Raw genomic sequence first — 25,138 nt, 5'->3', positions numbered from 1 at the left:
ATTTCGGTTCGTGTCGAAACTCAGACCGAGAGTCAAGACAATGTGGCTCGGTATTGCGGTTGCGTCGGTGGCTGTCCTGGCCTTTGGGTCAGTGCAGACTACCGGCGCACTGTGGCGCGACCAAGAGACGATGAACGCGGGGTCGGTCAAAGCGGGCACGTTGACTCTCTTTGCGGGTGGAGATTCGACTACGACCTCCCAGGTTTTCCAGTTCGACAACCTCGCCAAAACTTTGATTGCACCCGGTGAATTCGGCCAGGGTGCGATGGTGTTGAGGAACGGTGGCAACGTCCCGCTGCGGTTCAGAGTGAGCAGGATTGGGTTGACGCCGGCTACGGTGGCACCGGCCACGCCGGTGCAAGTCGCCGTAGACGTTCGGATCGGCACGACTGTTGCTGCTTGCACGACGACCAGTGCGCCGTCGGGCCCGTCCGTAGTCAGCGTTTCCGCGAGCACGTCGTCGCCTGCAATCGTCCCCGTCGGAACGCCGATCTTGGAGCAGACCATTCAGGCCAATCAGGCAGTGGTGCTGTGTGTGCGGTCGACGTTGGTGTCCGCCTCGACGTCAGTGTCGTCGTCGTACCGACATGAATTCACCATTGTTGGAGAGCAGGTGCAGAAGTAATGACGACCGCTGAGCAGACCAGCGAGAAGACCGGGCTCCGCTGGTGGATCGTCAACGTTATGTCCTTGCTTCTCTTGTTCTGTGTAGTGGCGATCCTCCTTGCAGCCGTGGTTGTGCCGAAGGTCAGCGGATCGCAGGCATATACAGTTCTGACCTCATCGATGGAACCGACGTATCCACCTGGAACCTTGATCGTCGTCAAGCCGGGCGACGTGCAGTCGATGGGCATCGGCGAACCCGTCACATACCAAATTGCCTCCGGACTGCCCGAAGTGATAACGCACAGGATCGTCGCCGTCGGTTTCGACGCAGAAAACAGGCGGGTTTACACAACGCAGGGCGACAATAATCCGCGTCCTGATGAGAGCCCGGTCAAGCCCGAGCAAATCCGCGGAAGGGTTTGGTACAGCATTCCGTACCTCGGGTACGTGAATAATTGGATTACCGGTGAGCGCCGAACGACCGCCGTATACGTGATTGCGGGCGGCTTGGTTGCATTCGCGCTCTATCAGTTTGCGAGCGCAGGGATCGACCGGTCGCGGCGAAAGCTGCAGTCGTGAGCTTTCTCCGTCCGGTGTTCAACGTCCTGTCCAGTACTCGCGTTCGTGCGCTTCTGTCGCTCGGGATGGTTCTGGGCCTCGGCGCCGTGGGCACTCTTGCCGCGTGGTCGTCGACTGTGGTTGCGACGTCAGGTCAGTTCACAACCGGAACTGTCGACATAACCATCAACAACTCGAACGATCCGGTGACGTACGCGTCTGCACCGCTGACCGGGTTGTTTCCCGGTTCGATTACCTCAGGGGCATTCACTGTCCGCAACGTCGGGTCGACAAATTTCTCGTACTCCGTCGCTGTTACCGGGACTGGTCTCGGCGCATTTTTCGATGTAACTGTCAGGAAGGACGGAAGTGTGACTGCGCCGTGCACTGACGGCACTGCAGTCACGCCATCACTCGCTCCTTTGCCCGCGAATCTACAGATTGCTCCTGTGGCAGCACCCCTGGCCGCCACAAGCGGAGTTCAAGTTCTGTGCGTAAGTCTGCGACTGTCGCCGGATGCCCCTGCTAGCGCGCAGAGCTCGACGGGGAACGTCAGCCTTCTCTTTACTGCGACGGGGGCTTGATGGCCAAGTCGAGACAAATGATGAAGGAATCCGCGCTCAATATCGGTGCGCTCTTAGGCGTTATTTGCTTCGTCTTCGCTGTGTGCGCTGTCTTCTTCGGCATCACACCGCTGATATTCCGTTCCGGCTCGATGAGCCCCGCGATTGATACGGGATCTTTGGCCTTGGCGCGTACCGTACCGGCGTCGTCGCTGACGGTCGGCGATATCGTGAGCATCAACCGTACGGATGGATCGCGTATTACGCACCGAGTTAACAAGATTCAGGGTTCTACCGGAAACTCTGTGTCGGTCCTCCTCAAAGGCGACGCAAATGCGGACGTCGATGCCGACAGTTATGCAATTACCGAAGCCGATCGAGTTTTCGCGCATGTGCCTTTTGGCGGCTATGTAGCAACGTGGACCACCACGCCGTTCGCCTGGGTGCTCGGCGCTGGACTTGCAGCATTCTTATTGTATGTCGCATGGCGTCCGGAGCCGAGTGCGCCACGTACGCCGAGCGGCAGGCACTCCTTGTCCACCGGGATTGCACTTGTAGCTGCTGGTGCGACCGCTCTGGGAATGGGGTATGCGCATCCTGACGTGACTGAGGCTGCTCTATCGGACACTGCGACTGTTCGGCCGGGGCCGCTAGCAGCTGGTACCTTACCCAACCCGACAGGACTGGTGTGCTCGGGCGGTGGGGCGTTGGCAGGATCGGTGACTTTGACCATCGGCCGTCCCGTGGCTCCGGTCACCGGGTTTCAGGTGGTAGTTCGGAATGCTGCAGGTACAACTTCCACGGCCCCGATGGCTTTCACGGTGCCGCAGACCGGTAGCGCCACCGCGGTGGTGACTTCCGGACTTCTCGGGGCATTGTTGGGCGGAACTTCGTATGCAGACGTTCGATCGACTGCTGGGCAGTGGGTCTCGCCCGGGAAACAGACCCAGACAATCACCTCTTTTCTAGGTGTGAATTGCAACGGCAGCGCCACCGCGTCGGCTAGCAGGCAAGCTGTGCCGATACCGTCGCCGACGATCGATAGTTCGGTGGCTAACACGACCGCGCCCGAGATCGCGGCATCGACCACGACAGCGACCACGACACCGACCACGACGGTGCCTCCGAAAGCTACGGAAGTGCCACCAATGACGACGACGTCGGCACCGACCGTCCCCACCGAACCGGTCGTTCCCGCACCGATTGTCCCTGAACCAGTCGAGCCCGGACCTGCCGTCCCTGAGACGTCGGCGCTTCCGCCAGCCCCTCCAGCAAGCGCATTTGTCTCACCCGGTTCGCCGAAATCCTCGGGTGAGTACACAGCGAGTGTCGCACAAGGTGTGCTGGCAATAACCGATCCCGCGGAGGTGATCGTGTACGAATACCCAGTGTCGTCGAGTGAGCGTTACGGCACAGGGGCAGTGTGGTCCTCCAACGGCAGCTTGTACATCCTCTCGGAGAAATCTGCTCCGGTGCAGTTGGCTCCGTCAGGTGATGGCACGTTTGTTTCGAGTACGAAATCGACCGCTGACTTACCGTCGGACATCGCCGCGTTGCTTTAGCCCCGATCCACCGACGTCATCCCGCTGGGCTTCGTGTGCCGGCCTCTTACCACGGTTCCGGCGGCGGGTTGCAGGTGGTGCTGATCGCTCCGCTGTACCTACGCCGAGTCCGCGCCTCATGATGCCGAGGGCATGTGCGCGAAAGGTCCGTCGGTCAGACCCGACAGCGAGGTCTCGATGATCGCGTATGACCGGAGGTCCATTGCGGAGGACCTGCTTACCCGCGATTTGGAGCGATCGTAGGAGGCGCGCCTCGTTCGGCGTGTACGTAGACCGGCCGAAGGCGCGAGTCGATGTCGACTGCGCGTGGTCTCGAACGGTGGTCGACCCCGCAGCGACGGATGACGTCCCCGCCGAGATTCTCGCCCTTCTGCAATAGCGGAGACGCCACATATATCTCGGAATCGAAGTGCGCGTCTACGAATCGGGTGGATAATCGAGGCCAAGTAAAGCGACGGAGGGCCGGTCGATGACTGAAAATTACAATGGCTTGGAAGTTTTCAGCTACCAATTCGATCGGTTTGCTTACGAACACTCGTGGATCGGGGCGCAGACTGGCGAATTCATGCTCGGTCCGCAAGGGGGCGGCATGTTGGAGTTCACCCACGCGATGGTGTTCGCCCTCCCCGAGGGTGGTGCGCACGAAGTACACGGACCCATTCTGGAGTGGTACCTCTCGCACGGCGGACCCTATGGCGCACTTGGCTATCCGATCAGCAACGAGCGCCCGACGCCCACCGGTTCCGGACGCTACAACCTGTTTCAGCGCGGAGCGATCGGCTGGCTTCCGGATACGGGCGCATTCACCATCGGCGGTAGAGAAGAGGATTCTGATGTCAGTCCGGGTCCCGCCGCCGCGACGGTTTCCGTTGTCGACGCCTCGATGTCTTCGGTCGGGATATCTGGCTGACAAAGCCAACTTCAATCCTGTTTTCCATCTATTTATTCGGTCGAGAAGTATCTTTAGCGATTACCGATGAATTCAGAACAGCGTCGGCTCGTCGAATCCGGCGACGCCTTCGATGCCGAGAATTCGTTGTTTCGTATTCGCCCCGCCGGGAGCGGAGAAGCCGCCTACCTCTCGGCCCGCGCCGAGCACGCGATGGCACGGAACGATGATCGGTACCGGATTTCGGCCCAGTGCCCCACCCACCGCCTGGGCCGCGCCCGGCACCCCGAGTCGACGCGCGATGTCTCCGTACGTCAGCGTCGCGCCCCTGGGGATCGCGCTGCACACGGTGTAGACCGAGGCGTCGAACGCCGAAACCTGGAGCACCAGCGGGATCGGGCTCATGTCCACGTCGCGCCCGGCGAGGAGCGCCACGATTCGATCGATCGCGTCCTCGGCGAGAGCGTCGACCGGACCTAGGTCAGCGGCGAAGCCGGCCAGGTAATCGAGCATCGCCTCGTCCGACGGCTCGGGTAGTGCCACGGCCATCACGCCGTCCGCGCTCCAGGCAAGACCGCATCGCCCGATGGCCGTGTCGAAGAGGGTGCTGCTCGGCATGGGTCGAGTATCCACCGGACGCCGACAGGCAGTCCAGTCGAACGCCCAATGGACTTGAAAGTTCGATGCCAGTGGGTGAATATGGGCTGTATGGCCTCCAGAGTGCTCAATGCAACGTCACTGGCCCGTGATCTCGGAAGCTGGCGCGGCGACGCGTCGGCCGATGGATCCGGCAGGCGCAAGGCCTCCCGTCCCACGTACAGGGCGCTCGCAGACGGGGTTCGACTGCTCATTCACGACGGCCGCATCCCGTTGGGTGTCGGGTTGCCGAGTGAACGCGATCTGTCGGCTGCTCTCGACCTGAGTCGCACCACGATCACCTCGTCGTATTCGGTGCTGCGCGACGAGGGCTATCTCATCAGCAAACAGGGATCGCGCAGCACCGTGGCGTTGCCTGCCGCGCCGACACCGAACGGAATGCTGATTCAGTCGACGTCACCGTCGGGTCCGGTGGTGGACATGAGTCATGCGGCCATGTCGGCGGCCGACGGAACGATGACAGCAGCGTACGAATCTGCGCTGCAAGCACTTCCGACGTATCTGCCCACTCACGGTATGGAGCCCATCGGACTCGCTGTGTTGCGGGAGGCCATCGCGCAGCGTTTCGTCGAACGTGGGTTGCCCACCACCGCCGATCAGATCATGGTCACTTCGGGTGCGCAGCAAGCGGTTCGGTTGCTGCTGGGTACGTTGACCGCGCCCGGTGACCGCGTCCTGATCGATCACCCGACATATCCCAATGCACTCGAGGCCATCAGGCGCGTCGGTGCCCGGCCGGTGCCGGTGCCGGTCCGTCCCGTCGAAGGGGATTGGGATCTCGACGGAATCCGCAGTGCAGCAAGGCAAACCGCCGCCAAGGTGGCGTACTTGATCCCGGACTTCCACAACCCCACCGGGCAGGTGCTCGACGCGGAGGGGCGCGCCGAGCTCGCGCGCATCACCCGAGACACCCGAATGACGCTCATCGTCGACGAAACCATGGTGGACCTGTGGCTCGATGCGCCACCGCCGCCACCGGTCGCGTCGTTCGGGCGGGTGTCGGGATCGGACATCGTCACGATCGGTTCGGCGTCCAAGTCGTTCTGGGGCGGTCTGCGGATCGGGTGGATCAGAGCGCATCCTTCGCTCGTCTCGCAGCTCGCCGGCTCGCGAGCAGCACATGACCTCGGTACCTCGATCGTCGATCAATTGGCGTCGTCGTTCCTGCTGCAGGACGCCGAACCCGCGCTGGAGGTCCGTCGATCCCAACTGCGGGAGCGTCGAGATGTGCTCGAAGATGCCCTGGCCGAACATGTTCCGGAGTGGAAATACCGGCGCTCGGAGGGCGGGATGTCGCTGTGGCTTCAGCTCCCCGCTCCGGTGTCGAGTGCGCTCGCCGCTACTGCGCCCGCGTTCGGGGCAGTATTGGCCGCAGGTCCGCGGTTCGGGGTCGAGGGTGCGTTCGAGCGTTACCTTCGGCTGCCGTACACCCGTGAGCCGCAGGAGCTTCGGGCTGCGGTTGCGGCCACTGCCGCGGCGTATCGAGCCTTGGCACCGAGCGTCGAATCCGAACAGCCGGCCCTGGTGTTCTGAGCGGCGGTGTTCTGACCGCGAGCTCGAAGTTATGGACGAGAATCAGCCGTAAAGCGTCCATAACTTCGAGTTCGGCGCAAAGAATTACGCCCAGACGGATGCGATGTCGGTGGCGGTGGCGGGCGGTGGCGTCGGGACGCCGTTTTCGGTGCGCGAGAACCGCGGTGCCGGACGGTGCTGCGTCACGCCGCCGATGTCGATGAGCGAGTCTCGGTCCTTCATGTGTGGGTGGTTCGGAGCCTCGGCGAAGGTGAGGACGGGGGAGACGCAGGCGTCGGTGCCGTCGAAGATCGCGGCCCATTCGTCGCGGGTCTTGGTCAGGAATGTCGCGGTGAACGTCTCGCGCAGTTCCGGCCAGCGCGGCTTGTCCATCTGTGACGGTAGGTCTGCATCTGCGAGGCCGAGACCGGTCACGAGCTGAGCGTAGAACTGTGGTTCGAGGGACCCGACCGCCATGTACTTGCCGTCGGACGTCTCGTAGGTGTCGTAGAACGGCGCGCCGGTATCGAGCAGGTTGACGCCGCGGTCGTCGCTCCATGCTCCGACGCCTCGCCAGGCCCAGATCATGTGCGACAGTGCTGCGGTGCCGTCGACCATGGCTGCGTCGACGACCTGTCCCTGTCCCGAATTCTGTCGTTCGTAGAGTGCCGCCATGATGCCGAAGACGAGGAACATCGATCCGCCGCCGAAGTCGCCGACCATGTTCATCGGTGGCACCGGTCGTTCGCCGTCGCGGCCGATAGCGTTGAGGACGCCTGTGACGGAGATGTAGTTGATGTCGTGGCCGGCGGTCTGCGCCCAGGGGCCTTCCTGCCCCCAGCCCGTCATGCGGCCGTAGACCAGGCGCGGGTTTCGGGCGAGGGCGTCGTCGGGGCCGAGCCCGAGTCGTTCGGTGACGCCGGGGCGAAAGCCTTCGATCAGCACGTCAGCGCGTTCGATCAGGCCGAGGACCTTCTCGATGTCGGCGGGATCCTTGAGGTTCGCTTCGACGATGGTGCGGCTGCGCAGCTGGTGGTCGTGTGGAGAGACCTGTCCGGCGCGCTGGACGCGGACGACGTCTGCGCCGAGGTCGGCGAGCAGTAGCGCTGCGTGCGGACCGGGCCCGATCCCGGCGAGTTCGACGACGCGGAGCCCTGCGAGCGGTCCACCAGTGTTAGCCACGTTTGTTGCCTCGTTCCGACTCGTCAGCTGCGATTGTGAATGGAGACTAACTTGTACTAGGGCGTCCAAGTGATGTGGGTGTGGATAATAGGGCTGTGACTGCCCCAGAACCCGTCCGCATCGGTACTCCACTCACGCCCGGTGCCACCCGGGTCATGCTCCTCGGGGCAGGTGAGCTGGGCAAAGAGGTCATCATCGCGTTCCAGCGCCTCGGTGTCGAGGTGATTGCCGTCGACCGTTACGACAATGCCCCGGGCCATCAGGTGGCGCATCACGCGTACACGATCGACATGAGCAACCCCGAAGAGCTGCTGGCCCTGATCGACGCCCAGCAGCCGGACTTCGTCGTCCCGGAGATCGAAGCCATTGCCACCGATGCGCTCGCCGAGGTGGAGTCCAAAGGACGCTCCGTGGTCATTCCGACCGCGCGTGCAACACAATTGACGATGAATCGCGAAGGAATCAGGCGGCTCGCGGCCGAGGAGCTCGGTCTGCCGACCTCGCCGTACGCGTTCGCCGATTCGTTGGACGAGGTCCGACAAGCGTTGTCCCACATCGGCTTCCCCGCTGTCATCAAGCCGGTGATGTCCTCGTCCGGTAAGGGGCAGTCGGTGGTACGAACCGAAGCCGACGTCGAGACGGCGTGGGACTACGCGTTGAAGGGCGGTCGAGTCGACCTCGGCCGCGTCATCGTCGAGGGATTCGTCGATTTCGATTACGAGATAACACTTCTCACCGTGCGCGCGACAAACGGGACTTCGTTCTGCGAGCCGATCGGTCATCTGCAGGAGTCGGGCGACTACATCGAATCCTGGCAGCCGCAACCGATGTCCGACGCGGCACTCGCGTCGGCACGCGAAGTGGCCGAGAGAATCACGACGGCGCTCGGTGGTCGGGGACTGTTCGGCGTGGAGCTGTTCGTGCAGGGCGACAACGTGTACTTCTCCGAGGTCAGCCCCCGGCCACACGATACCGGCCTGGTAACGCTTCGTACGCAACGGTTCTCGGAGTTCGAGCTGCACGCCCGCGCCGTTCTCGGTCTACCGATCGACACGACGCTGCTCTCGCCGGGAGCGTCGGCGGTCATCTACGGCGGTGTCGATGCGGACGGAATCTCGTTCGAAGGCGTCGCCGATGCCCTCGCGGTTCCCGAAACCGACCTTCGACTGTTCGGCAAGCCCGCCAGCTTCGTCCGGCGGCGAATGGGTGTTGCGGTGTCGACGGCGTCGGACATCGAGACCGCTCGCGCTCGGGCCCGCGAGGCAGCAGGCAAGGTTCGACCGACCGTCTAGATTGCGGCCACCACTGCCGCGGTAGCAAGGGCGTTGTTCATCGTGTGCAGTGCGATGCCCGGAATCAACGATCGGTGCAGTCGAACCAGCAGGGCCGCAGCGGAGCCTATGCAGACCATGATCAGCGCGATGGCGGGCAGCACGTGGACGGCGCCGAAGCACACCGCGGATCCGAGAACCGCGATCTGCCATCGTGTTCGGGTGTCGAACCACCCGAAGATCACCCGACGGAAGAGGACTTCCTCGAGTACCGGTGCGATCAGCACAGTGCAGGCGATGGTGAGGGTTCCGGCGACCACACCCACATCGAGTGCATCGAGGGTCGACGCGCTTCCGCCGGCATCGGAGGCGGGAGCTATGCCGACAGCGCCGGCGAGTGCAATGCCGACGCCCATGGCGGCGATCCACGCGACGGGTACTTCCCACAGCAGGTGCCACAGTGAGCGTGGACCCGACGTGAGCTGCAGATCCTTCCACGTCCAGCCGCGGCGACTCAGCGACTGCCACAGGGCAACTGCGAACACCGCCGTCGCCAGCGGAATGGCGTAGCCGAGTACCCAATTCAGGTCGAACACACCGACGAGAAGCACGACCGCGGCCACCGCAGCGATGGCACCGATGAGCAGGCTGCCGATGGACAGCAGGGCGTCGCCGCCGGACACAGGACGTTCGAAAGTCGCGGTTCGGGGCACAGGCGTCAACTTACCGGCGATCGGCGTGCACACTTGACCACCATGAGCGCTCTCGGAGAAATACTGGTCGGCCTGGTGATTCTGGTCGGACTCGTCGGCATCGTCGTGCCCGTTCTGCCGGGCACCATCTTGATCTTCGCTGCTGTTGCGGTGTGGGCGTGGGTTACCGGCGGCACGGCCGCGTGGACGGTGTTCGGCATCGCGGCGGTGCTACTGGTTCTGAGCGGCGTCGTGAAATACACCTGGCCGGGCCGCCGGATGCGGGAGGCCGGAGTGCCGATGCGGTCGCTGATCGTCGGCGGCCTGCTCGGCATCGTCGGCTTCTTCGTCATCCCGGTCGTCGGGCTCTTCATCGGTTTCATCGCCGGCGTCTACGTGGCCGAACTACCCAGGCACCGCAACCATTCCGAGGCCTGGCGATCGACCGTGCATGCGACCAAGGCGGCCGGGCTGTCGATCCTGGTGGAGCTTTTCGGCGCGTTGCTCGCCTCGGCCGTGTGGCTCGGGGGAGCAGTACTGATCTAGGGGACCCGATACCAGGCCCGGGCGTTACCGTCGAGCACAGCGGGGAGGTCGCCGCCGACGGCCCCGGAGATGATGTCGATGTCGGTCTCGGAGAACGGCCGTGGGGCTCGCGTACCGGGCAGATCGGTGCCGAACAGCAGTGCCTCCGGGTTCACACGGTGGATCTGCTGAAGGGTGTCGACGATGTCGAGGTCCACGCGGCCGAATCCCGTTGCCTTGACGCGTACTCCGCGGTCGACGAGGTTCAACAGATAGGGAAGTCCCTGCGTCGACAGTCCCAGATGGTCGATGCTCACCGCCGGTAGTTTCGCGAGGATCGGCTCGAGCGAGAGCAGCAACGACGCGTCGACGTACAGCTCGGCGTGCCAGCCCACCAGTTCGTGCACTCGTCGGGCCTGCGTGGTGAGCATCTCGACGTCGGTCTCACCGCGTTTGAGGTTGAATCGCATTGCTCGCACGCCTGCCTCGTCGAGGGCGACGATCTCCTCGTCGGTGCACTCCGGATCGAGCTGGGCCACCCCCACCCAACCGCGTCCGAGCGTCTCCAATGCGGCCAGCAGATAGCTCTGATCGGTGCCCTGGAACGATGCGGTGACCACGGCACCGCCGGTGATCCCGAGCCCGTCGACGTCGTAGAGATAGTTCGAGATGGTGTACGGATCCGGCGTGTATCCCTGGTTCTCGATCAGCGGAAATCGAGGGTCGATGATGTGTAGGTGGGCGTCGAACACGGGTCCCAGCATGCCAGCTCGCCGATTCGCCGTCGCGGCCACCTGGCTCGGTGTTTGAATGCGAAACATGAAACCGGAGACCACCGTCGTTCTCGACGGATACACATATTTCGAATGTCCACGCTGGCACGACGGAAGGATCTGGGTATCGGATTTCTACAGCCATCGCGTCGTATCCGCCCTCGAGGACGGTTCCGACGTGCGAGTCGAGGCCGAGGTGCCCAATCAGCCGTCGGGCCTGGGCTGGTTACCCGACGGGCGGCTGTTGATCGTCTCGATGCGCGATTACAAACTGCTACTGCGCGAGCACGACGGTTCGCTGACCGTCCATGCCGATCTGTCGACGTACGTGACGGCGAACCTCAACGACATGCTCGTCGATGCGCAGGGTCGCGCGTACATCGGCAATTTCGGATTCGACCTGATGAACTTCGCTCCCGTCGAGACGGCCGACCTGATTCGCGTCGATCCAGACGGGTCCGCGCACGTCGTGGCCTCGGATCTGTACTTCCCCAACGGAATGGCGTTCACCGATTCCGGTGAACTGCTCGTCGACGAGACGGTCGGGAACCGGGTCAGTGCGTTCGACATCGCCGAGGACGGATCACTGGGGGAGCGGCGCGACTGGGCGACGTTCGGTGAGCTGCCGTCGTCGACGGATATGGCAACGGCCATGAGTGAGGTGAAGGTGGCAGCCGACGGCTGCTGCATCGACACCGACGGAACGATGTGGATCGCCGACGCACTCGGTCAGCGCGTGTTGCACGTCGCGCCGGGCGGAGAGGTTCTCGAGCAGCTCGACTTCGATCTCGGAGTGTTCGCGTGCGGACTCGGCGGATCCGACGGCCGCACGCTGTTCGTCTGCGCTGCACCCGATTTCAACGAGCATCAACGCAAGATCGAAACCGAGGGAAAGCTGCTGGCGGTTCGGGTGTAGAGCGCTGCGCGCATGTGAGTGGAAACTCGTAGCCTGCTACGAGGCAGGAGTGGAGCCTGCGGAACGACCCGCAGGCTCCACACTCACATGCGGCGCCAGCCGCTCTAGGCCTTGTCGGGCTCGGAGGCCTTCAGCATGTCCTCACGCTCGACGACCTTGACGCGCTCGCGACCCTCGGGCTCGCCGAGTGAACGCTCGTGGGCGTCGAGGCGGTACCAGCCGTCCCAGGTGGTGAACGGAACCTGCTTGCCTTCGAGGAAGGAGGTGACGCTGTCGAGGTCCGGCTCGGCTGCACCGGTGAAGCTGGGTGCATCCTCGAGCAGGTTCGCGACGGTTTCGTTGGCGTCGCCCTTGGTGTGACCGATGAGGCCGACGGGTCCGCGCTTGATCCAGCCGGTGACGTACGTGGCGGGAACGGGCGTGGTGGAGTGCGGCGATTCGACGACGCGTCCGGCCTCGTTGGGGATGGTGCCTGCCTGCTCGTCGAACGGGAGCTGGCTGATGTTCTGGCTGAGGTAGCCGACGGCGCGGTAGACGGCTTGGACGTCCCAGTCGTTGTACTTGCCGGTGCCGCGGACGTTGCCGGTGCCGTCGAGTTCGGTGCGTTCGGTACGCAGGCCGACGACCTTGCCGTCCTCGCCGAGTACCTCGTGCGGGGACTCGAAGAAGTGCAGGAACAGCTTGTGCGGGCGAGCGCCGACGTCGCGGATGGCCCAGTCCTGCAGGGTGTTGGCGACCATGTCGATCTGCTTGGAGCTGCGGCGAGCCTGCTCGGAGCCTTCGTCGTAGTCGATGTCCTCGGGTGCGACGATGACCTCGATGTTGGGCGAGTGGTCGAGCTCGCGCAGTTCGAGCGGGGTGAACTTGGCCTGAGCCGGTCCACGGCGGCCGAAGACGTGCACCTCGAGAGCCTTGTTGGCCTTGAGGCCTTCGTAGACGTTGGCCGGGATTTCGGTGGGGAGCAGTTCGTCGCCGGTCTTGGCGAGAACGCGTGCGACGTCGAGGGCGACGTTGCCGACGCCGAGGACGGCGACCTTCTCGGCCTCGAGGGGCCAGGTGCGCGGCACATCGGGGTGGCCGTCGTACCAGGAGACGAAGTCGGCGGCGCCGTAGCTGCCGTCGAGGTCTATGCCGGGGATGTTCAGTGCGCGGTCCGCGTTGGCTCCGGTGGAGAAGATGACGGCGTCGTAGAAGCGGCGCAGGTCGTCGAGGTTGATGTCGGTGCCGTAGTCGATGTTGCCGAGCAGGCGCACCTGAGGCTTGTCGAGCACCTTGTGCAGGGCGGTGATGATGCCCTTGATGCGTGGGTGGTCAGGGGCGACGCCGTAGCGAATGAGCCCGAACGGGGCCGGCATCCGCTCGAAGAGGTCGATGCTCACGCCCGGTCCGCTGACATTGTGGTCGGACTTCATGAGCGCGTCGGCGGCGTAGATGCCTGCCGGTCCGGCACCGACGATGGCGACGCGGAGTGGACGAGTCTGATCAGTCATGTGCAGCGAGCTACCTTCTTCGAGGGAAGTGCGGACACCCCAGCATAAATTAAGGACAACCTGAGCTGGGGCAGTGGGCAACTTGCCGTATTCCCCGGGTTCCGGTAGGAATTGACCCGTGCAGACGACATACCTGGTCCGACGGTTCACCGTCGACTTCTGTCGCACCTGCACCAACATGTGTTGTCGGTGATCTGACCCGACGCCCAATCCCTGTTTCCCGACGTCGTCGGGACGGGATCCCTCCCTCGACGGCCGTGCCGCGACCAGTAGGCGCACCGCTGTCTCTCGGATTCGAGGACACATGACCACTCTGGAACAGACAGTTTCGCTCACTCTCGACAAGCTCGGCCCGTCGTTCGGTGCCGAAGTCATCGGTCTCGATGTCGCGTCGGCCTCCGATGCGCAGATCCACGCCGTCCGCCGAGCTCTCGTCGAGCACAAGGTTCTCGTGCTCCGAGGTCAGTCGATCGACGACGCAGGCCACATCGAGTTCGGCCGCCGACTCGGTGACCTCACCGCCGGGCACCCCGTGCACGACAGTGGTCACGTCGCCCCCGAGGTCTATGCCCTCGACAGCCAGGACAACGGTTTCGCCGACGTGTGGCACACCGACGTGACATTCATGGAGCGCCCACCGATGGGGTCTATCCTGCGGCCCGTCGTACTGCCTCCGCACGGCGGCGACACCAACTGGGCCGACAGTCAACTCGCCTACGAGTCCCTGTCCGCGCCGGTTCGCCGAATGATCGACGGGCTCACCGCAATTCACGACGGTAACCGTGAGTTCGGCTACTACCTCGCGCAGAAGCGCGGCGGTAAGGGCAACGTGTGGGACGGCAAGGAAGTGACCGCGCTGGTCCCCGTCGAACATCCCGTCGTGCGGGTGCATCCGGAAACCGGCCGCAAGGGGCTGTTCGTCAATCCTGGTTTCACCTCCCACATCGTGGGGGTCTCGGAGGCCGAGAGTCGCGGAATCCTGGATCTGCTGTACGCGCACCTGACCAAACCCGAGCACATCGTGCGACACCGTTGGCGCCTGGGTGATCTGGTGCTGTGGGACAACCGCAGCACCTCGCACTACGCCAACCGCGATTACGGCACCGAGCACCGCAAGATGCACCGCATCACGTTGAAGGGCGACATCCCCGTCGGGCCCACTCTCTGAAGGGTCCTACTCACTGAAGGACCCAGCTGAACACAAACCCGTCGGATCGAGGAAGATTGCCTACATGGCGTCGTGGAGTGAACGTAGGCAGCAGTGGGTCGACAGTCGTGAGGAAGCGCGCAACAACGCATCCCAGGCGGCTGCCGACTCCGGTGAGCAGCGTCCGCCCAACGCGTGGCCGTTCATCATCGCCGCGGGCATCGTCGTGGTTCTGCTCGTCGGCATCTTCGCGGCGTCGAAGTTCGCACCCGCGGAGGACAACGTGACGCAGGCGCAGCTGCTCACCGACGCCGTCGACGGCTTCCTCGAAGCGCAGAACAACGGTGACGCGGACCTGCTGCGTGCCAACACGTGCGCCGATCAGGTCGAGCGTCTCGTTCCCGGCGACGATGCCCAGTACCGCACCGACCGCGCAGGCGAAGTGGAACGTAACGGCGAGACGTCGATCGACGGAGTGCCCACGGGGTACGAGGTCAACGGCGACCGCGGCATCGTCACGGTACCGCTGAAGGAAGAGAAATCCGGAGCGCAGACCGACGACGAATGGAAGTTCGTGCGGGTGAACGACACGTGGTTGGTGTGCAATGTCTGATCTCGGTATGTGTGACGTAACGGCAAGTGACGGAAGGCTGATCCAGTGACCTACGCAGGTGACATAACCCCGCAGGCGGCGTGGGAGTTGTTGCAGAGCAACCCCGATGCCGTTCTCGTCGACGTCCGCACGCATGCCGAGTGGCAGTACGTCGGCGTACCCGACACCTCCGGCATCGATCGCCCGACCCACCTGATCGAGTGGGTGAGCTACCCCGACGGCGCTCGCAACACCGATTTTGTCGACGAGCTGAAAGCCGCAGGCGTGGACGGCGATCGGCCGGTGGTGTTCCTGTGCCGCTCCGGTCAGCGATCCATCGGTGCCGCCGAGGCGGCCACGGCTGCAGGAATCGGCCCGTCCTACAACGTGCTCGACGGTTTCGAAGGTGCCACCGATGCCGACGGCCACCGCGGTGCCGTGGGTTGGCGTGCGGTCGGGTTGCCCTGGAGGCAGTCGTGACGAACATTCCCAGAGGCGGGGGTTTTCAGAAGCCGCTACCCGACGGTGTGGGTCAGGGAACGCTGGGTGTACGCGGCGGTCTGATGCGATCGGGCTTCGACGAGAACGCCGAAGCGCTGTATCTCACTTCGGGTTTCGTCTACGAGAGTGCCGGTGCCGCCGAGCGGGCGTTCACCGGTGACATCGATCATTTCGTCTATTCGCGCTACGGCAACCCGACGGTCAAGATGTTCGAGGAGCGGCTGCGGCTGATCGAGGGTGCCGAGGCGTGCTTCGGCACATCGAGTGGAATGTCGGCAGTGTTCACCGCGCTCGGCGCATTGTTGAAAGCCGGCGACCGATTGGTCGCTGCGCGTAGCCTTTTCGGCTCTTGTTTCGTGGTGTGCAACGAGATTCTGCCGCGCTGGGGCGTGGAGACCGTCTTCGTCGACGGTGAGGACCTCGAGCAGTGGGAGCAGGCACTCTCGGTGCCGACAACCGCGGTGTTCTTCGAGACCCCGTCCAATCCGATGCAGTCGCTCGTCGACGTCAGGCGGGTGTCCGAGATGGCGCACGCCGCCGGCGCAACGGTGGTCTTGGACAACGTGTTCGCGACGCCTCTGCTGCAGCGCAGCCTCGAACTCGGTGCCGACGTGGTGGTGTATTCCGGCACCAAGCACATCGACGGCCAGGGGCGGGTACTCGGCGGCGCTATCCTGGGATCGAAGGAGTACATCGACGGGCCGGTGCAGACTCTGATGCGGCACACCGGGCCTGCCCTGAGCCCGTTCAATGCGTGGACGTTGCTCAAGGGACTCGAGACCATGCCGGTGCGCGTGCGGCATTCGGTGAACTCCGCACTGCAGATCGCCAAGTTCCTCGAAGGGCATTCGGCGGTGCGGTGGGTCAAATACCCGTTCCTGCAATCACATCCACAGTACGAGCTGGCGACGTCGCAGATGTCGGGTGGCGGCACGGTCGTCACGTTCGAGCTCGATGCCCCCGAGGGCGGAGGCAAGCAGCGTGCCTTCGAGTTGCTCGACGGCCTGAAAATCGTGGACATCTCGAACAACCTCGGCGATTCCAAAACGCTCATCACCCATCCGGCCACCACGACGCACCGCGCGATGGGGCCGGAAGGTCGTGCCGCAGTGGGCATCACCGATGGCGTCGTGCGGATCTCCATCGGTCTCGAAGACACCGAGGACCTCATCGGGGATCTGGACCAGGCGTTGAAGTAGCTGGTCAGTTCTCGAAGACGCTGAGTACCGTTCTGAACTTCGCCGTGGTTTCGTCCAGTTCGGCGTCGGGGTCGGAATCTGCGACGATGCCGCCACCGGCAGTGGCCGTTCCGGTCAGCCCATCCGCCGAGAACTCGATGCAGCGAATGGTCACCATCCATTCGCCGTCGCCGCTGCCGTCGGTCCATCCGACGGCTCCGGCATAGAAGCCACGGGAGCCCTCGACGTCTGCGATCGCAGCCATGGCCGCGGCTCGGGGAACGCCGGCGACGGCAGCGGTGGGATGCAGCGCCAGCGCGAGGTCCAGCGCCGAGGTCGCGGGATCGGCCAGGGTTCCGATGATGGGCGTCGACAGGTGCCACAGCTGCGGAGTGCTGCTGAGCTGGGGCGACTCGGGCACCTCCAGCGTCTCGCAGAACGGTGCCAATGCGGCTCGGATCTCGTCGACGACGAATCGATGTTCGGCCTGATCCTTCGCACTCGCCGCCAATGCCGCGGAAATACGCGCTTCTTCATCGGGATCGGCGGATCGTGCTGCTGTCCCCGCGAACGGATGGCAGCTGACGATGTTGCCGCGCTTACGAACCAACAGTTCCGGGCTCGAACCGACGATGTGTCGACCGGCAGGCGCGGCGGGGGACAGGTCGGCCAGAAAACCGTTGCCCATCGGATCGCGGGAGACCAACGCGCTCAACACCGAGACAGGTTCGATCGGTGAATCCGCGGTCACCTCGATGGCCCGCGCGAGCACGATCTTCTCGGCCACACCGGCTTTCAACTGCTCGACGACATCCCGCACCCGCTGCACGTGAACGTCCGGGTCGGGAATCTGCCGCGCAACGGTGACGGTCGGCAGAGGCGGGAGAGCGTCGACCGTTGCCCACGGTCCGTCGAGTCGATAGAACTCCTCCGGCTCGATCAACGCGGTGGCGTCGGACATGTCGAACGGGAGCGCGCCGACCACGTTTCGGCCCTCCCGCACCGCGGCCACCGCGTCGGCGATATCGGGAAGAGCGTGCCGGACACCCCGTCCGATGACGTGGTGGTCCTGCCGGGACAGAACGAATCGGAGCTTCATCAGAACGGGTTCTGTGTGCGGCCCACCAGGTCTGCGACGGAATCGAGAACTTTGGTCGGACGGTACGGGTACTGCTCGACGGACTGCACGGTCGAAATCCCGGTCAACACCAGAATGGTCTGCAACCCGGCTTCCAGACCGGACAGCACGTCGGTGTCCATCCGGTCGCCGATCATCAACGTGTTCTCGGAGTGCCCACCGATGGCGCGTAGAGCCGAGCGCATCATCAACGCGTTGGGCTTGCCCACGTAGTACGGCTCTTTGCCCGTTGCCTTGGTGATGAGTGCGGCAACCGAACCGGTCGCTGGCAGCGAACCCTCGCGCGACGGACCGGTCGCGTCGGGGTTGGTGGCGATGAAGCGCGAACCCTTCTCGACCAAGCGAATGGCGGTGGTGATGGCCTCGAACGAGTACGTCCGGGTCTCCCCGAGCACCACGTAATCCGGGCTCGAGTCGGTGAGCGTGTAGCCGATGTCGTGCAGGGCGGTGGTCAGACCCGACTCGCCGACGACATAGGCGCTGCCGCCGGGCCGCTGATTTCCGAGGAATGTGGCGGTGGCGAGAGCGGAGGTCCAGATCGACTTCTCGGGAATGTCCAAACCGGTGAATGCGAGACGGGCGCGCAGGTCACGTGGGGTGCGGATCGAATTGTTCGTCAACACGATGAACGGGATCTCGTTGGCCTGCAGCTCGGCGAGGAACGTGTCGGCACCGGGGATCAGGTGATCCTCGTGGACCAGAACTCCGTCCATGTCCATCAGGTACGTCCACGGCAGGGGCTTCTCGATATCGGTCACCCCTCCATTGTGGACCATCCGGCGAGCTGCGGACCATCTTCTGGTCGTGGCCTAACTCGCCCGCCGCTCGTGGTCGCGTCGCGAGTTGGCCCGATGCACCAGCCGTTCGCGGGCCGTCATGCCGCCCCACACTCCGAACGGTTCGTTGGCTGCCAACGCGAACCGCTTGCAGGCGTCGAGCACTCCACAGCCGGCGCACACCTGCTTGGCGCGATCCTCGCGTTGGCGACGCGCCGTTCGCCCCTCACCCGAGGGGGAGAAGAATATCTCCGAGTCCTGACCCCGGCACAGTGCGTCGAGCTGCCAGTCCCAGGATTCGGCGGCAGACGAGGAAATCCTGCGTTCGATCATGGCAATTGCGGTGTTCTTCGACGGGGCAGATTCGTTCGGCATCGTGGCGACCCATTCCTTTCGTCGACGCTGTCGCTAGGAACCCTTGCCGTGTCGAAGGCGCGAGGCAATGGTTGAAATCAGGGTGATTCGAGACAGCGGTTCAGGACACGTCGGGGGTGTACCGATAGAGGGCGTTCACTCGGTCGTCCAGCATGAACAGCGGAAGGATCACAGCCTGGATCGCGGCGACCACAGCAGGGAGGTAGTCGCCCGCGACGACACACACGAGACTGCCGAGACCCAACAGAATCAGTGTCGTACGGGGAAGAAGCCACGTCGGCTTTCGGTCAGTTCGCCTGAGTGCGTGCAGAATTGCGAATGCGACCGCCACGAGGATGGCGCTGTGAGCGGCCAGGCGTATCGAATCGGACGTGTCGGCCGCCCGGAACGTGCCGATCACGACCAGCGATCCGAGAAAGACAACACTCGCTGCGTTCAGCTGCCGATAGCGCGGCGTTTTTCGAAAGCCATCGTCACCGATCCTGGCTTTCCGCACGTGCATGGGTCGAATTCTCGCACGAGGGTGGTGGAGTTCGTCGACCCTCTACAGATCCAACCCGGGGGCGGTTGCGAGCTCGACGAGCGAATCGACTGCGATGGTGTCGTCGAAACGCAACTGCACCACCGTGTTCGACGGTCTGAGCACACTGAGCCACTCGGTCGGTTCCGTCCCTATCGTGCGCAGGTCGGACCTGCGGGTCACCACGGTGCCGTCGGGTATAACACTGCGCACCGCGTCCGGATCGTCGGGCCAATCCTTGTTGTCCTCGAGGGATATCTCGACGTTCAGCTGTGCGGTGCCGCGCGAGGTGGTGAGAACGACTGCATTGCAGGCGCTTCCGCTTCCCGAGCGACCTGGCATCAGGTCGCCCACAGCAACATCGGTGGATGTGTTCGGAAACGTGGTTTCCCACTGCGTCTGGAGTGCCGATCCGATGCGCTCGACCACATCGCGTGGGAGTGGGGGAACGGGGAACTCGCGCGGTGATCCACAGTCGGCTCGCGCTGGTTTCGTACCTTCGGGGACGCGTGCGCTCACCCGCAGTTCGGGATTCGAGACGATGTCGCGGAGCTCGTCGGCCTCGAGGGGGAGTTCGGCCTCGGCTCCTTCGTTCGAAGTCCGTGCGTGGACGGTGGTGTCCGGGAAGTATGCGGTCGCTGTGCGTCGATGCGTCGATACCCCGTCGTACTCGGACACCGCATCCAGCACATCGACGACGGTGCCGTCGGGCAGCGTGGTCCGTTCGTCGACCGATCCCTCGGTGCACGGCGGAATCGCATCGTCCCACGCCTCTGCCGAGACCCGAAGTGGTGCAGCGACTCCTGCACGATCGACAACCCCGGATGCCGTGCTGTCCCCACTGATGTCCTCTACGGTCATGCCGCCCGACAGTTCGGCATTCTTCGAGTAGATCTGTATCGGTTGGAACACCAGTGAATTCGAGGGGGACGCGAACTGCACTTCGACGTCTGCGGGCAAGGAGCGAACCAAGGACTCCGACATCGCCGACGCCTTCTCGGCCGTCAGCCACGGGTAGTCGGGGTTGTCGTACGTGCCTGGGTAGGAACCGGTCAGGAAGGAGAACGTCTCGCCGGCGGGAACAACGACGTCACAACCCGGTATGTCCTCGACCTCGGGTTGCGAATCATGGGTGATTCCGGCTGCCACACAGCCCGCGGTGACGATCGCAGCGACGACCACGGCGTCGATCCACACTCCACTACGCCGTATGTCGAGTCGCACACGACAAGCCTAATCGGTGATCGAGTGGCTCATGAGTAGTGCGCAACTCCCGGTTCCGGTCCGAAGACCTGTTCTTCACATCCAGCGGCCCGCGTCGCATCCGGCGGCTCGGTGCCGGGGCATATTCAGCTGACACTCGGCAAACATCGTCGGTGGCAAGGGTTGAAATCATCGTGATTGTAACCGAATGCGCACCTGCACTTGACATTTCGATAAATTGTTCTGTACGTTCCTGTCACCATCCAGAGCGACCGAGAGACCTTGGCTCGATGACGTCGCAGCAACCCCGCCCTTACGGCGTGTGGGTGCTACCGCCAGGACCGATGGAGGCACGACCGATGAACATCTGCATCTGTACGCACGCTTGATCGATCGGCGTACTCACAGCACGAAATCTTCGAAAGGCAACCCAGCGATGATCGCTGCCCATCCGACCCGGCGGTTCCGGTGACTCAACTCGACTCTCGACCCGTTGCGGATACGACGGACGGCATTCCCGACGAACAACTCGTCGTTGCACGCACGTGGCACCCGTGGCGCTGGGTGATCGCGGTCGCAACGCTGATCGTGGTCGGTCAGTTCCTGCACGGCTTCGTCACCAACCCCGGCTGGGATTGGGGCACCTTCGCGCAGTACTTCACTGCAGCATCGGTGATGTCGGCGCTATGGTTGACCATCCAGCTCACCTTCTGGGGAACGCTGATCGGTTTCGCCATCGGTATCGGCCTGGCGGTGGCCCGGCTGTCCGACAATCCTGTGCTGCAGGTTATTTCCTGGTTCTACATCTGGGCCTTCCGTTCCATCCCGTTGATCGTGCAGCTTCTGTTCTGGTTCAATATTGCGTACCTGTACCAGACTCTGTCGTTGGGAATTCCGTTCGGTCCCAGCTTCTTTCAGTTCGACGTCAACAACGTCATCAGTGGATCGACGGCGGCCATCATCGGGCTGGCCCTGCACCAAGCGGCCTACTCCGCCGAGATCGTTCGGGCCGGCATCATCTCGGTGGACCAGGGGCAACTCGAAGCCGCAGCAGCGCTGGGGATTCCGAAGAGGCGGGAGTTCTTCAAGATCGTTCTGCCGCAGGCGATGCGAGGGATTCTCCCCAACGCAGCCAACGAGGTGATCAGTCTGTTCAAAGGCACGTCGATCGTGTCGGTGATGGCCATTGCCGAATTGTTCTACCAGGTGCAAGTCATATACGGACGCAACGGGCGCGTGGTTCCGCTGCTCATGGTCGCGACCGTCTGGTACATCATTCTGACGTCGGTGCTGTCGATCGTGCAGTTCTACGTCGAGCGGCACTACGCCAAGGGCGCGTTACGCAACATTCCGCTGACGCCGATCCAGCAGATACGCCACAAGCTCTCCAACGTCCCCTTCGCGCCGAGAGGGGCAACCCGATGACCACTCTCGATGCCTCCACATCCACTGCCGCAACGAGATACGCGGTCGAGGTGCGCGGCGTCCACAAGTCCTACGGCGGGCTCGAGGTGCTCAAAGGCGTCGACCTCCTCGTACGTCCCGGTGAGGTGACCGCGATTATCGGCCCCTCGGGTTCGGGCAAGTCGACCCTGCTGCGCGCTCTGAACCATCTGGAGAAGGTGGACCAGGGCACCGTCCGGATCGACGGTGATCTGGTGGGATATCGGCGCAAAGGCAACAAACTGCACGAACTCAGCAACAGGGAGATTCTGCGGCAGCGTTCCCAGATCGGTTTCGTGTTCCAGAACTTCAACCTCTTCCCGCACCTGACGGTGCTCGAGAACGTCATCGAGGCCCCGATCTCGGCGCAGAAGCGCACGCGTTCCGACGTCGAACCCGAGGCGCTGGCTCTCCTCGAACGAGTCGGGGTGCACGCGAAAGCCCACGATTATCCGCGACGACTCTCCGGCGGACAACAGCAGCGGGTCGCCATCGCGCGTGCACTTGCCCTGCGTCCCACAGTCATTCTGTTCGACGAGCCGACATCAGCGCTCGACCCCGAATTGGTGGGAGAGGTTCTCGAGGTCATCCGCGGCCTGGCACGCGATGGTGCGACCCTGGTGATCGTCACGCACGAGGTCGGGTTCGCCCGCGAGATCGCCGACACCGTCGTCTTCATGGATGGCGGCGTCATCGTCGAACAAGGCTCTCCTGCAGAGCTTCTCGATTCACCCCAGGAGGAACGCACCAAGTCGTTCCTCGCTCACGTTCTCTAGCTCTCACTCATGCTTCACCTGCACCCACGAACGGGGAAAGTCATGTCCGGATCATCTCGTAGGCTCGCGGTAGTAGCGTCGGCATTCGCTGTCCTGGCACTCACTGCGACAGCATGCAGCGAGCCCACTGCCGAATCTCAGGTCGTCACGGAGGACGGCGGATCGTTCGATCTTTCACCCGAGCAGGCCGACCGCGTTCGCGCCCAGAAGGTCGACGACATCGCAGCGGAAGTGCCGCAAGCGATTCGCGATCGCGGCACCCTGATCGTCACCGGGGCGGGCGGTACCGCGCCACCGCTGCGTTTCTACGCGACCGACGACACCACCATCGTGGGGTCCGAGGTGGACTTCTCGTACCTGATCGCCGACATTCTCGGTCTCGACGTCGATCTTCAGGTCGCAGATTGGTCGCAGAACTTCGTGAAGATCGACTCCGGCGAGAACGACGTGTTCATCTCCAATGTCACCGTCACCGAGGAGCGCAAGGAAAAGTACGACTTCGCGACCTATCGACTGGACAACCTCGCTTTCGAGGCGCAGAAGGACACCGATTGGACAGTCGAGAAGCGTCAGGACATCGCAGGCAAGAAGATCGGTGTCGGCTCCGGTACCAACCAAGAGCAGTTGCTGGTCGACTGGAACGAGCAGAACGTAGCCGAGGGTCTGGCTCCAGCCGAGATCGCTTATTACCAGAACACCTCCGATTACTACCTGGCGCTCGGGTCAGGCCGTATCGACGGGTACCTGGGACCCAATCCGTCCGCGGTTTATCACGCGGCAACCGGTGGTGAAACCAAGATCATCGGCACGTTCTCGGGTGCCGGAGATGCGCTGCAGGGTGAAATAGCAGTACTGACCAAGAAGGACAATGGGCTCATCGACGCCGTGCAGGACGCAGTGAACCACGCCATCGAGGACGGCAGCTATCAGAAGGTGATCGATCGTTGGGGCCTGCAGTCCGAGGCAGTGACCGAGTCCGTCATCAACCCGCCCGGGCTACCCCGCAAGGAAGGTTAGACAACTGAGCAGAGTTGACGTCGGCCGGGAAGCTGATCTGGTCGACAGTTAATCGAGACAGGAAGCACATGAGCGCGACGTTCGATGTCAACATTCGCACTGGTGACACGGGTCCAGGACGCGTGGACTTCGTCGAGGTCGATCAGCACGATCGGCTGGCGATGCCCCTGCTGCAAGAACTGGCGATCGAATATTCGTCCCGATACGGCCGGAGCCCCGGTGTCCAATACGAGGAACTGAAGTCCTATCCCGCCCGGGAGTTCGCACCGCCGGGTGGTGTGTTGGTAATTGCCTTGGCCGATGGCGTTCCTGTTGCCGGAGGTGCGTACCGGAAATACGACTCGGAAACCGCAGAGCTCAAACGTATCTGGACATCGAAAGTGCACCGCGGCAGGGGATTCGGCAGACTCGTCGTGGCCGAGCTGGAACGCAGCGCACGTGATCGCGGATATCGCAGGGTCTACCTGACGACCGGCTGGAATCAGCCCGAGGCCGTTGCGCTGTACCTGGCAGCTGGATACACCTCGCTCTACGACCGAAGTCTGCCGTCCAGAACAGTCGGATCGCACCCCTTCGAGAAGAGTCTCGAATGAGCCCGGTTCAGTGATGCCCGACTACGGCCCGAGTGGGGTGCGGTATCGCCGAGCAATGTTTGTCAGCCCTACGTGTCGGCGTGGTGTTCCAGAGCTGCACCGACCCAGAACTGCAGTGCCTGTTCGCTCGTCAGCGCTTCTGCATCGACGGTGATCCAGCCTTCACCCATCGACCGCCCCTTGCCCATGACGGCATGGTGGGCCCCATCGAGCTGGAGGTATTCGGGTTCGCGTACCCCGTCCACACGAACAAGCAAGGCACGGTTTTCGGTGCCGACACACACCACCATTCTGTCTCGCACCATGAACGCCAGACCGCCGAACATCTTCTGCTCACGCAGACTCTCCTGGTCCCTGAGAGCGTCGCGGATGCGGTCCGCAAGAAGCTCGTCGTACGCCATGCGCTCGTACTCCTCCTGTAATGGTTGTATCGATGGAACCCCCTGGTCGTATCGAGCGCAACTGTGGGTCGACGCAATGGGGATTCGGTATCCGCGTTGCAGTCCTGCCGGAGGCAGGGCTGTGTCGATGGCCGGGTGGTGCGACAGGCAGAGCTGTGCCGTGGTGGTGGTGTGGTTCGTCATGCGGGTTGTCGTGGTTCTTCGTCGCCGGTGTCGCGGGTGTTGTCGTTGTGCTGGTCGGGTGGGTAGAGGACTTCTTCTGGGTGGTGTGCGTGGTTGATC

Annotated in this window: 27 protein-coding genes and 1 riboswitch; of the genes, 15 read left to right on the top strand and 12 right to left on the bottom strand. The window is 63.4% G+C overall.

Features of this window, described 5'->3' with window-relative positions:
* The first annotated feature begins 624 nt into the window (after positions 1 to 624).
* Positions 625 to 1,185 carry a signal peptidase I gene (locus tag CH281_RS10395; protein ID WP_094622806.1) on the top strand — a complete coding sequence of 187 codons (561 nt, stop codon included), beginning with the start codon at positions 625 to 627 and terminating at the stop codon, positions 1,183 to 1,185.
* Positions 1,186 to 1,318: 133 nt separating this feature from the next.
* Here the strand turns inward: CH281_RS10395 and CH281_RS27290 are convergent, their stop codons facing one another.
* Positions 1,319 to 1,570 (bottom strand): hypothetical protein, encoded by a 252-nt coding sequence (locus CH281_RS27290; protein WP_230593050.1) that lies wholly within the window; start codon positions 1,568 to 1,570, stop codon positions 1,319 to 1,321.
* A gap of 177 nt (positions 1,571 to 1,747) precedes the next feature.
* Between CH281_RS27290 and CH281_RS27285 the strand changes: the two genes are divergently transcribed.
* A complete protein-coding gene (locus CH281_RS27285) occupies positions 1,748 to 3,289 on the top strand; it encodes a signal peptidase I (RefSeq protein ID WP_143544787.1) in 1,542 nt (513 codons plus the stop codon).
* Between the two features lie 469 nt (positions 3,290 to 3,758).
* Positions 3,759 to 4,199: an LGFP repeat-containing protein gene (locus CH281_RS10380; RefSeq protein WP_032371486.1), complete on the top strand. Its 441-nt coding sequence runs from the start codon at positions 3,759 to 3,761 to the stop codon at positions 4,197 to 4,199.
* 72 nt (positions 4,200 to 4,271) lie between these two features.
* Here CH281_RS10380 and CH281_RS10375 read toward each other — a convergent pair whose 3' ends face one another.
* The gene (locus CH281_RS10375) at positions 4,272 to 4,796 is read right to left on the bottom strand and encodes a methylated-DNA--[protein]-cysteine S-methyltransferase (RefSeq protein ID WP_094622805.1); all 525 of its coding nucleotides are present in this window, start codon (positions 4,794 to 4,796) and stop codon (positions 4,272 to 4,274) included.
* 90 nt (positions 4,797 to 4,886) lie between these two features.
* Between CH281_RS10375 and yczR the strand changes: the two genes are divergently transcribed.
* On the top strand, positions 4,887 to 6,368 hold the full coding sequence (yczR, locus tag CH281_RS10370; protein ID WP_027494287.1) for a MocR-like transcription factor YczR: 1,482 nt from the start codon (positions 4,887 to 4,889) through the stop codon (positions 6,366 to 6,368).
* Positions 6,369 to 6,452: 84 nt separating this feature from the next.
* Here yczR and CH281_RS10365 read toward each other — a convergent pair whose 3' ends face one another.
* The gene (locus tag CH281_RS10365) at positions 6,453 to 7,529 is read right to left on the bottom strand and encodes a CaiB/BaiF CoA transferase family protein (protein WP_032373688.1); all 1,077 of its coding nucleotides are present in this window, start codon (positions 7,527 to 7,529) and stop codon (positions 6,453 to 6,455) included.
* Positions 7,530 to 7,624: 95 nt separating this feature from the next.
* Here CH281_RS10365 and purT point away from each other — a divergent pair, with 95 nt between their 5' ends.
* Positions 7,625 to 8,821, top strand: coding sequence for a formate-dependent phosphoribosylglycinamide formyltransferase (gene purT, locus CH281_RS10360; RefSeq protein WP_094694096.1), 1,197 nt, complete (start codon positions 7,625 to 7,627; stop codon positions 8,819 to 8,821).
* On the opposite strand, the gene CH281_RS10355 is transcribed toward purT, so the two are convergent.
* On the bottom strand, positions 8,818 to 9,483 hold the full coding sequence (locus tag CH281_RS10355) for a CPBP family intramembrane glutamic endopeptidase (RefSeq protein WP_094694094.1): 666 nt from the start codon (positions 9,481 to 9,483) through the stop codon (positions 8,818 to 8,820). The genes purT and CH281_RS10355 overlap by 4 nt on opposite strands.
* 72 nt (positions 9,484 to 9,555) lie before the next feature.
* On the opposite strand from CH281_RS10355, the gene CH281_RS10350 reads away from it, so the two are divergent.
* Entirely contained in the window at positions 9,556 to 10,038 is a 483-nt protein-coding gene (locus CH281_RS10350) for a DUF456 domain-containing protein (RefSeq protein ID WP_032406543.1), read from the top strand.
* On the opposite strand, the gene CH281_RS10345 is transcribed toward CH281_RS10350, so the two are convergent.
* Complete coding sequence (locus CH281_RS10345) at positions 10,035 to 10,781, bottom strand: amidohydrolase family protein (protein ID WP_094694092.1); 747 nt, start codon at positions 10,779 to 10,781, stop codon at positions 10,035 to 10,037. The two genes, CH281_RS10350 and CH281_RS10345, sit on opposite strands and share 4 nt — an antisense overlap.
* Before the next feature lie 55 nt (positions 10,782 to 10,836).
* On the opposite strand from CH281_RS10345, the gene CH281_RS10340 reads away from it, so the two are divergent.
* Entirely contained in the window at positions 10,837 to 11,706 is an 870-nt protein-coding gene (locus CH281_RS10340; RefSeq protein WP_230073381.1) for an SMP-30/gluconolactonase/LRE family protein, read from the top strand.
* 104 nt (positions 11,707 to 11,810) lie between these two features.
* Here CH281_RS10340 and CH281_RS10335 read toward each other — a convergent pair whose 3' ends face one another.
* Positions 11,811 to 13,196: an FAD-dependent oxidoreductase gene (locus CH281_RS10335; RefSeq protein ID WP_094694090.1), complete on the bottom strand. Its 1,386-nt coding sequence runs from the start codon at positions 13,194 to 13,196 to the stop codon at positions 11,811 to 11,813.
* Positions 13,197 to 13,500: 304 nt separating this feature from the next.
* On the opposite strand from CH281_RS10335, the gene CH281_RS10330 reads away from it, so the two are divergent.
* The 4 genes from CH281_RS10330 to CH281_RS10315 all read left to right on the top strand — a co-directional run bounded on the left by CH281_RS10330 (position 13,501) and on the right by CH281_RS10315 (position 16,635).
* Positions 13,501 to 14,364 (top strand): TauD/TfdA dioxygenase family protein, encoded by an 864-nt coding sequence (locus tag CH281_RS10330; RefSeq protein WP_094694088.1) that lies wholly within the window; start codon positions 13,501 to 13,503, stop codon positions 14,362 to 14,364.
* Between the two features lie 64 nt (positions 14,365 to 14,428).
* The gene (locus CH281_RS10325; protein WP_094694086.1) at positions 14,429 to 14,956 is read left to right on the top strand and encodes an Rv0361 family membrane protein; all 528 of its coding nucleotides are present in this window, start codon (positions 14,429 to 14,431) and stop codon (positions 14,954 to 14,956) included.
* A gap of 45 nt (positions 14,957 to 15,001) precedes the next feature.
* On the top strand, positions 15,002 to 15,415 hold the full coding sequence (locus tag CH281_RS10320; RefSeq protein ID WP_032364957.1) for a rhodanese-like domain-containing protein: 414 nt from the start codon (positions 15,002 to 15,004) through the stop codon (positions 15,413 to 15,415).
* Complete coding sequence (locus CH281_RS10315; protein ID WP_094694084.1) at positions 15,412 to 16,635, top strand: O-succinylhomoserine sulfhydrylase; 1,224 nt, start codon at positions 15,412 to 15,414, stop codon at positions 16,633 to 16,635. The genes CH281_RS10320 and CH281_RS10315 overlap by 4 nt, the downstream gene beginning before the upstream one ends.
* A 4-nt stretch (positions 16,636 to 16,639) precedes the next feature.
* Here the strand turns inward: CH281_RS10315 and CH281_RS10310 are convergent, their stop codons facing one another.
* The 5 genes from CH281_RS10310 to CH281_RS10290 form a co-directional block, all read right to left on the bottom strand.
* A complete protein-coding gene (locus tag CH281_RS10310) occupies positions 16,640 to 17,713 on the bottom strand; it encodes an isochorismate synthase (RefSeq protein WP_094694082.1) in 1,074 nt (357 codons plus the stop codon).
* Positions 17,713 to 18,528 (bottom strand): HAD-IIA family hydrolase, encoded by an 816-nt coding sequence (locus CH281_RS10305; protein WP_045840622.1) that lies wholly within the window; start codon positions 18,526 to 18,528, stop codon positions 17,713 to 17,715. Before CH281_RS10305 ends, CH281_RS10310 begins: the two co-directional genes overlap by 1 nt.
* Positions 18,529 to 18,561: 33 nt before the next feature.
* Positions 18,562 to 18,903, bottom strand: a complete 342-nt coding sequence (locus CH281_RS10300) for a WhiB family transcriptional regulator (protein ID WP_370878629.1) — start codon at positions 18,901 to 18,903, stop codon at positions 18,562 to 18,564.
* A 100-nt stretch (positions 18,904 to 19,003) separates the two neighbouring features.
* Positions 19,004 to 19,405: a hypothetical protein gene (locus CH281_RS10295; protein ID WP_094694080.1), complete on the bottom strand. Its 402-nt coding sequence runs from the start codon at positions 19,403 to 19,405 to the stop codon at positions 19,004 to 19,006.
* Positions 19,406 to 19,447: 42 nt separating this feature from the next.
* Positions 19,448 to 20,647 (bottom strand): hypothetical protein, encoded by a 1,200-nt coding sequence (locus CH281_RS10290; protein ID WP_141215171.1) that lies wholly within the window; start codon positions 20,645 to 20,647, stop codon positions 19,448 to 19,450.
* A 235-nt stretch (positions 20,648 to 20,882) separates the two neighbouring features.
* Positions 20,883 to 20,977: riboswitch (SAM riboswitch) on the top strand.
* A gap of 117 nt (positions 20,978 to 21,094) precedes the next feature.
* Here CH281_RS10290 and CH281_RS10285 point away from each other — a divergent pair.
* The 4 genes from CH281_RS10285 (at position 21,095) to CH281_RS10270 (ending at position 24,455) form a co-directional block, all read left to right on the top strand.
* Positions 21,095 to 22,051: an amino acid ABC transporter permease gene (locus CH281_RS10285; RefSeq protein ID WP_094694078.1), complete on the top strand. Its 957-nt coding sequence runs from the start codon at positions 21,095 to 21,097 to the stop codon at positions 22,049 to 22,051.
* A complete protein-coding gene (locus CH281_RS10280) occupies positions 22,048 to 22,845 on the top strand; it encodes an amino acid ABC transporter ATP-binding protein (protein ID WP_094694076.1) in 798 nt (265 codons plus the stop codon). The genes CH281_RS10285 and CH281_RS10280 overlap by 4 nt, the downstream gene beginning before the upstream one ends.
* Positions 22,846 to 22,887: 42 nt before the next feature.
* Positions 22,888 to 23,862 carry an ABC transporter substrate-binding protein gene (locus tag CH281_RS10275; RefSeq protein ID WP_027494270.1) on the top strand — a complete coding sequence of 325 codons (975 nt, stop codon included), beginning with the start codon at positions 22,888 to 22,890 and terminating at the stop codon, positions 23,860 to 23,862.
* 68 nt (positions 23,863 to 23,930) lie between these two features.
* The gene (locus CH281_RS10270; protein ID WP_094665641.1) at positions 23,931 to 24,455 is read left to right on the top strand and encodes a GNAT family N-acetyltransferase; all 525 of its coding nucleotides are present in this window, start codon (positions 23,931 to 23,933) and stop codon (positions 24,453 to 24,455) included.
* 68 nt (positions 24,456 to 24,523) lie between these two features.
* Here CH281_RS10270 and CH281_RS27280 read toward each other — a convergent pair whose 3' ends face one another.
* On the bottom strand, positions 24,524 to 25,039 hold the full coding sequence (locus CH281_RS27280; protein ID WP_256983450.1) for a TfoX/Sxy family protein: 516 nt from the start codon (positions 25,037 to 25,039) through the stop codon (positions 24,524 to 24,526).
* Between the last annotated feature and the right edge of the window lie 99 nt (positions 25,040 to 25,138).

This window comes from Rhodococcus sp. 06-221-2 (assembly GCF_002258365.1).
Lineage (GTDB): Bacteria > Actinomycetota > Actinomycetes > Mycobacteriales > Mycobacteriaceae > Rhodococcoides > Rhodococcoides fascians.
The sequence above is the reverse complement of the archived record's forward strand: the minus strand, read 5'-3'. Positions and strand labels throughout refer to the sequence as shown.

Bases quoted from the DNA above. Each gene is read 5' to 3' on its own strand.
- CH281_RS10270 (WP_094665641.1), top strand. From the start codon at position 23,931: ATGAGCGCGACGTTCGATGTCAACATTCGCACTGGTGACACGGGTCCA.
- CH281_RS10325 (WP_094694086.1), top strand. From the start codon at position 14,429: ATGGCGTCGTGGAGTGAACGTAGGCAGCAGTGGGTCGACAGTCGTGAG.
- CH281_RS10350 (WP_032406543.1), top strand. From the start codon at position 9,556: ATGAGCGCTCTCGGAGAAATACTGGTCGGCCTGGTGATTCTGGTCGGA.
- CH281_RS10280 (WP_094694076.1), top strand. From the start codon at position 22,048: ATGACCACTCTCGATGCCTCCACATCCACTGCCGCAACGAGATACGCG.
- CH281_RS10330 (WP_094694088.1), top strand. From the start codon at position 13,501: ATGACCACTCTGGAACAGACAGTTTCGCTCACTCTCGACAAGCTCGGC.
- CH281_RS10375 (WP_094622805.1), bottom strand. From the start codon at position 4,796: ATGCCGAGCAGCACCCTCTTCGACACGGCCATCGGGCGATGCGGTCTT.
- CH281_RS27285 (WP_143544787.1), top strand. From the start codon at position 1,748: ATGGCCAAGTCGAGACAAATGATGAAGGAATCCGCGCTCAATATCGGT.
- CH281_RS10300 (WP_370878629.1), bottom strand. From the start codon at position 18,903: ATGCCGAACGAATCTGCCCCGTCGAAGAACACCGCAATTGCCATGATC.
- CH281_RS10310 (WP_094694082.1), bottom strand. From the start codon at position 17,713: ATGAAGCTCCGATTCGTTCTGTCCCGGCAGGACCACCACGTCATCGGA.
- CH281_RS10380 (WP_032371486.1), top strand. From the start codon at position 3,759: ATGACTGAAAATTACAATGGCTTGGAAGTTTTCAGCTACCAATTCGAT.
- CH281_RS10395 (WP_094622806.1), top strand. From the start codon at position 625: ATGACGACCGCTGAGCAGACCAGCGAGAAGACCGGGCTCCGCTGGTGG.
- CH281_RS10295 (WP_094694080.1), bottom strand. From the start codon at position 19,405: ATGCACGTGCGGAAAGCCAGGATCGGTGACGATGGCTTTCGAAAAACG.
- CH281_RS10345 (WP_094694092.1), bottom strand. From the start codon at position 10,781: ATGCTGGGACCCGTGTTCGACGCCCACCTACACATCATCGACCCTCGA.
- CH281_RS10335 (WP_094694090.1), bottom strand. From the start codon at position 13,196: ATGACTGATCAGACTCGTCCACTCCGCGTCGCCATCGTCGGTGCCGGA.
- CH281_RS10275 (WP_027494270.1), top strand. From the start codon at position 22,888: ATGTCCGGATCATCTCGTAGGCTCGCGGTAGTAGCGTCGGCATTCGCT.
- CH281_RS10340 (WP_230073381.1), top strand. From the start codon at position 10,837: ATGAAACCGGAGACCACCGTCGTTCTCGACGGATACACATATTTCGAA.
- CH281_RS10305 (WP_045840622.1), bottom strand. From the start codon at position 18,528: ATGGTCCACAATGGAGGGGTGACCGATATCGAGAAGCCCCTGCCGTGG.
- yczR (WP_027494287.1), top strand. From the start codon at position 4,887: ATGGCCTCCAGAGTGCTCAATGCAACGTCACTGGCCCGTGATCTCGGA.
- CH281_RS27280 (WP_256983450.1), bottom strand. From the start codon at position 25,039: ATGACGAACCACACCACCACCACGGCACAGCTCTGCCTGTCGCACCAC.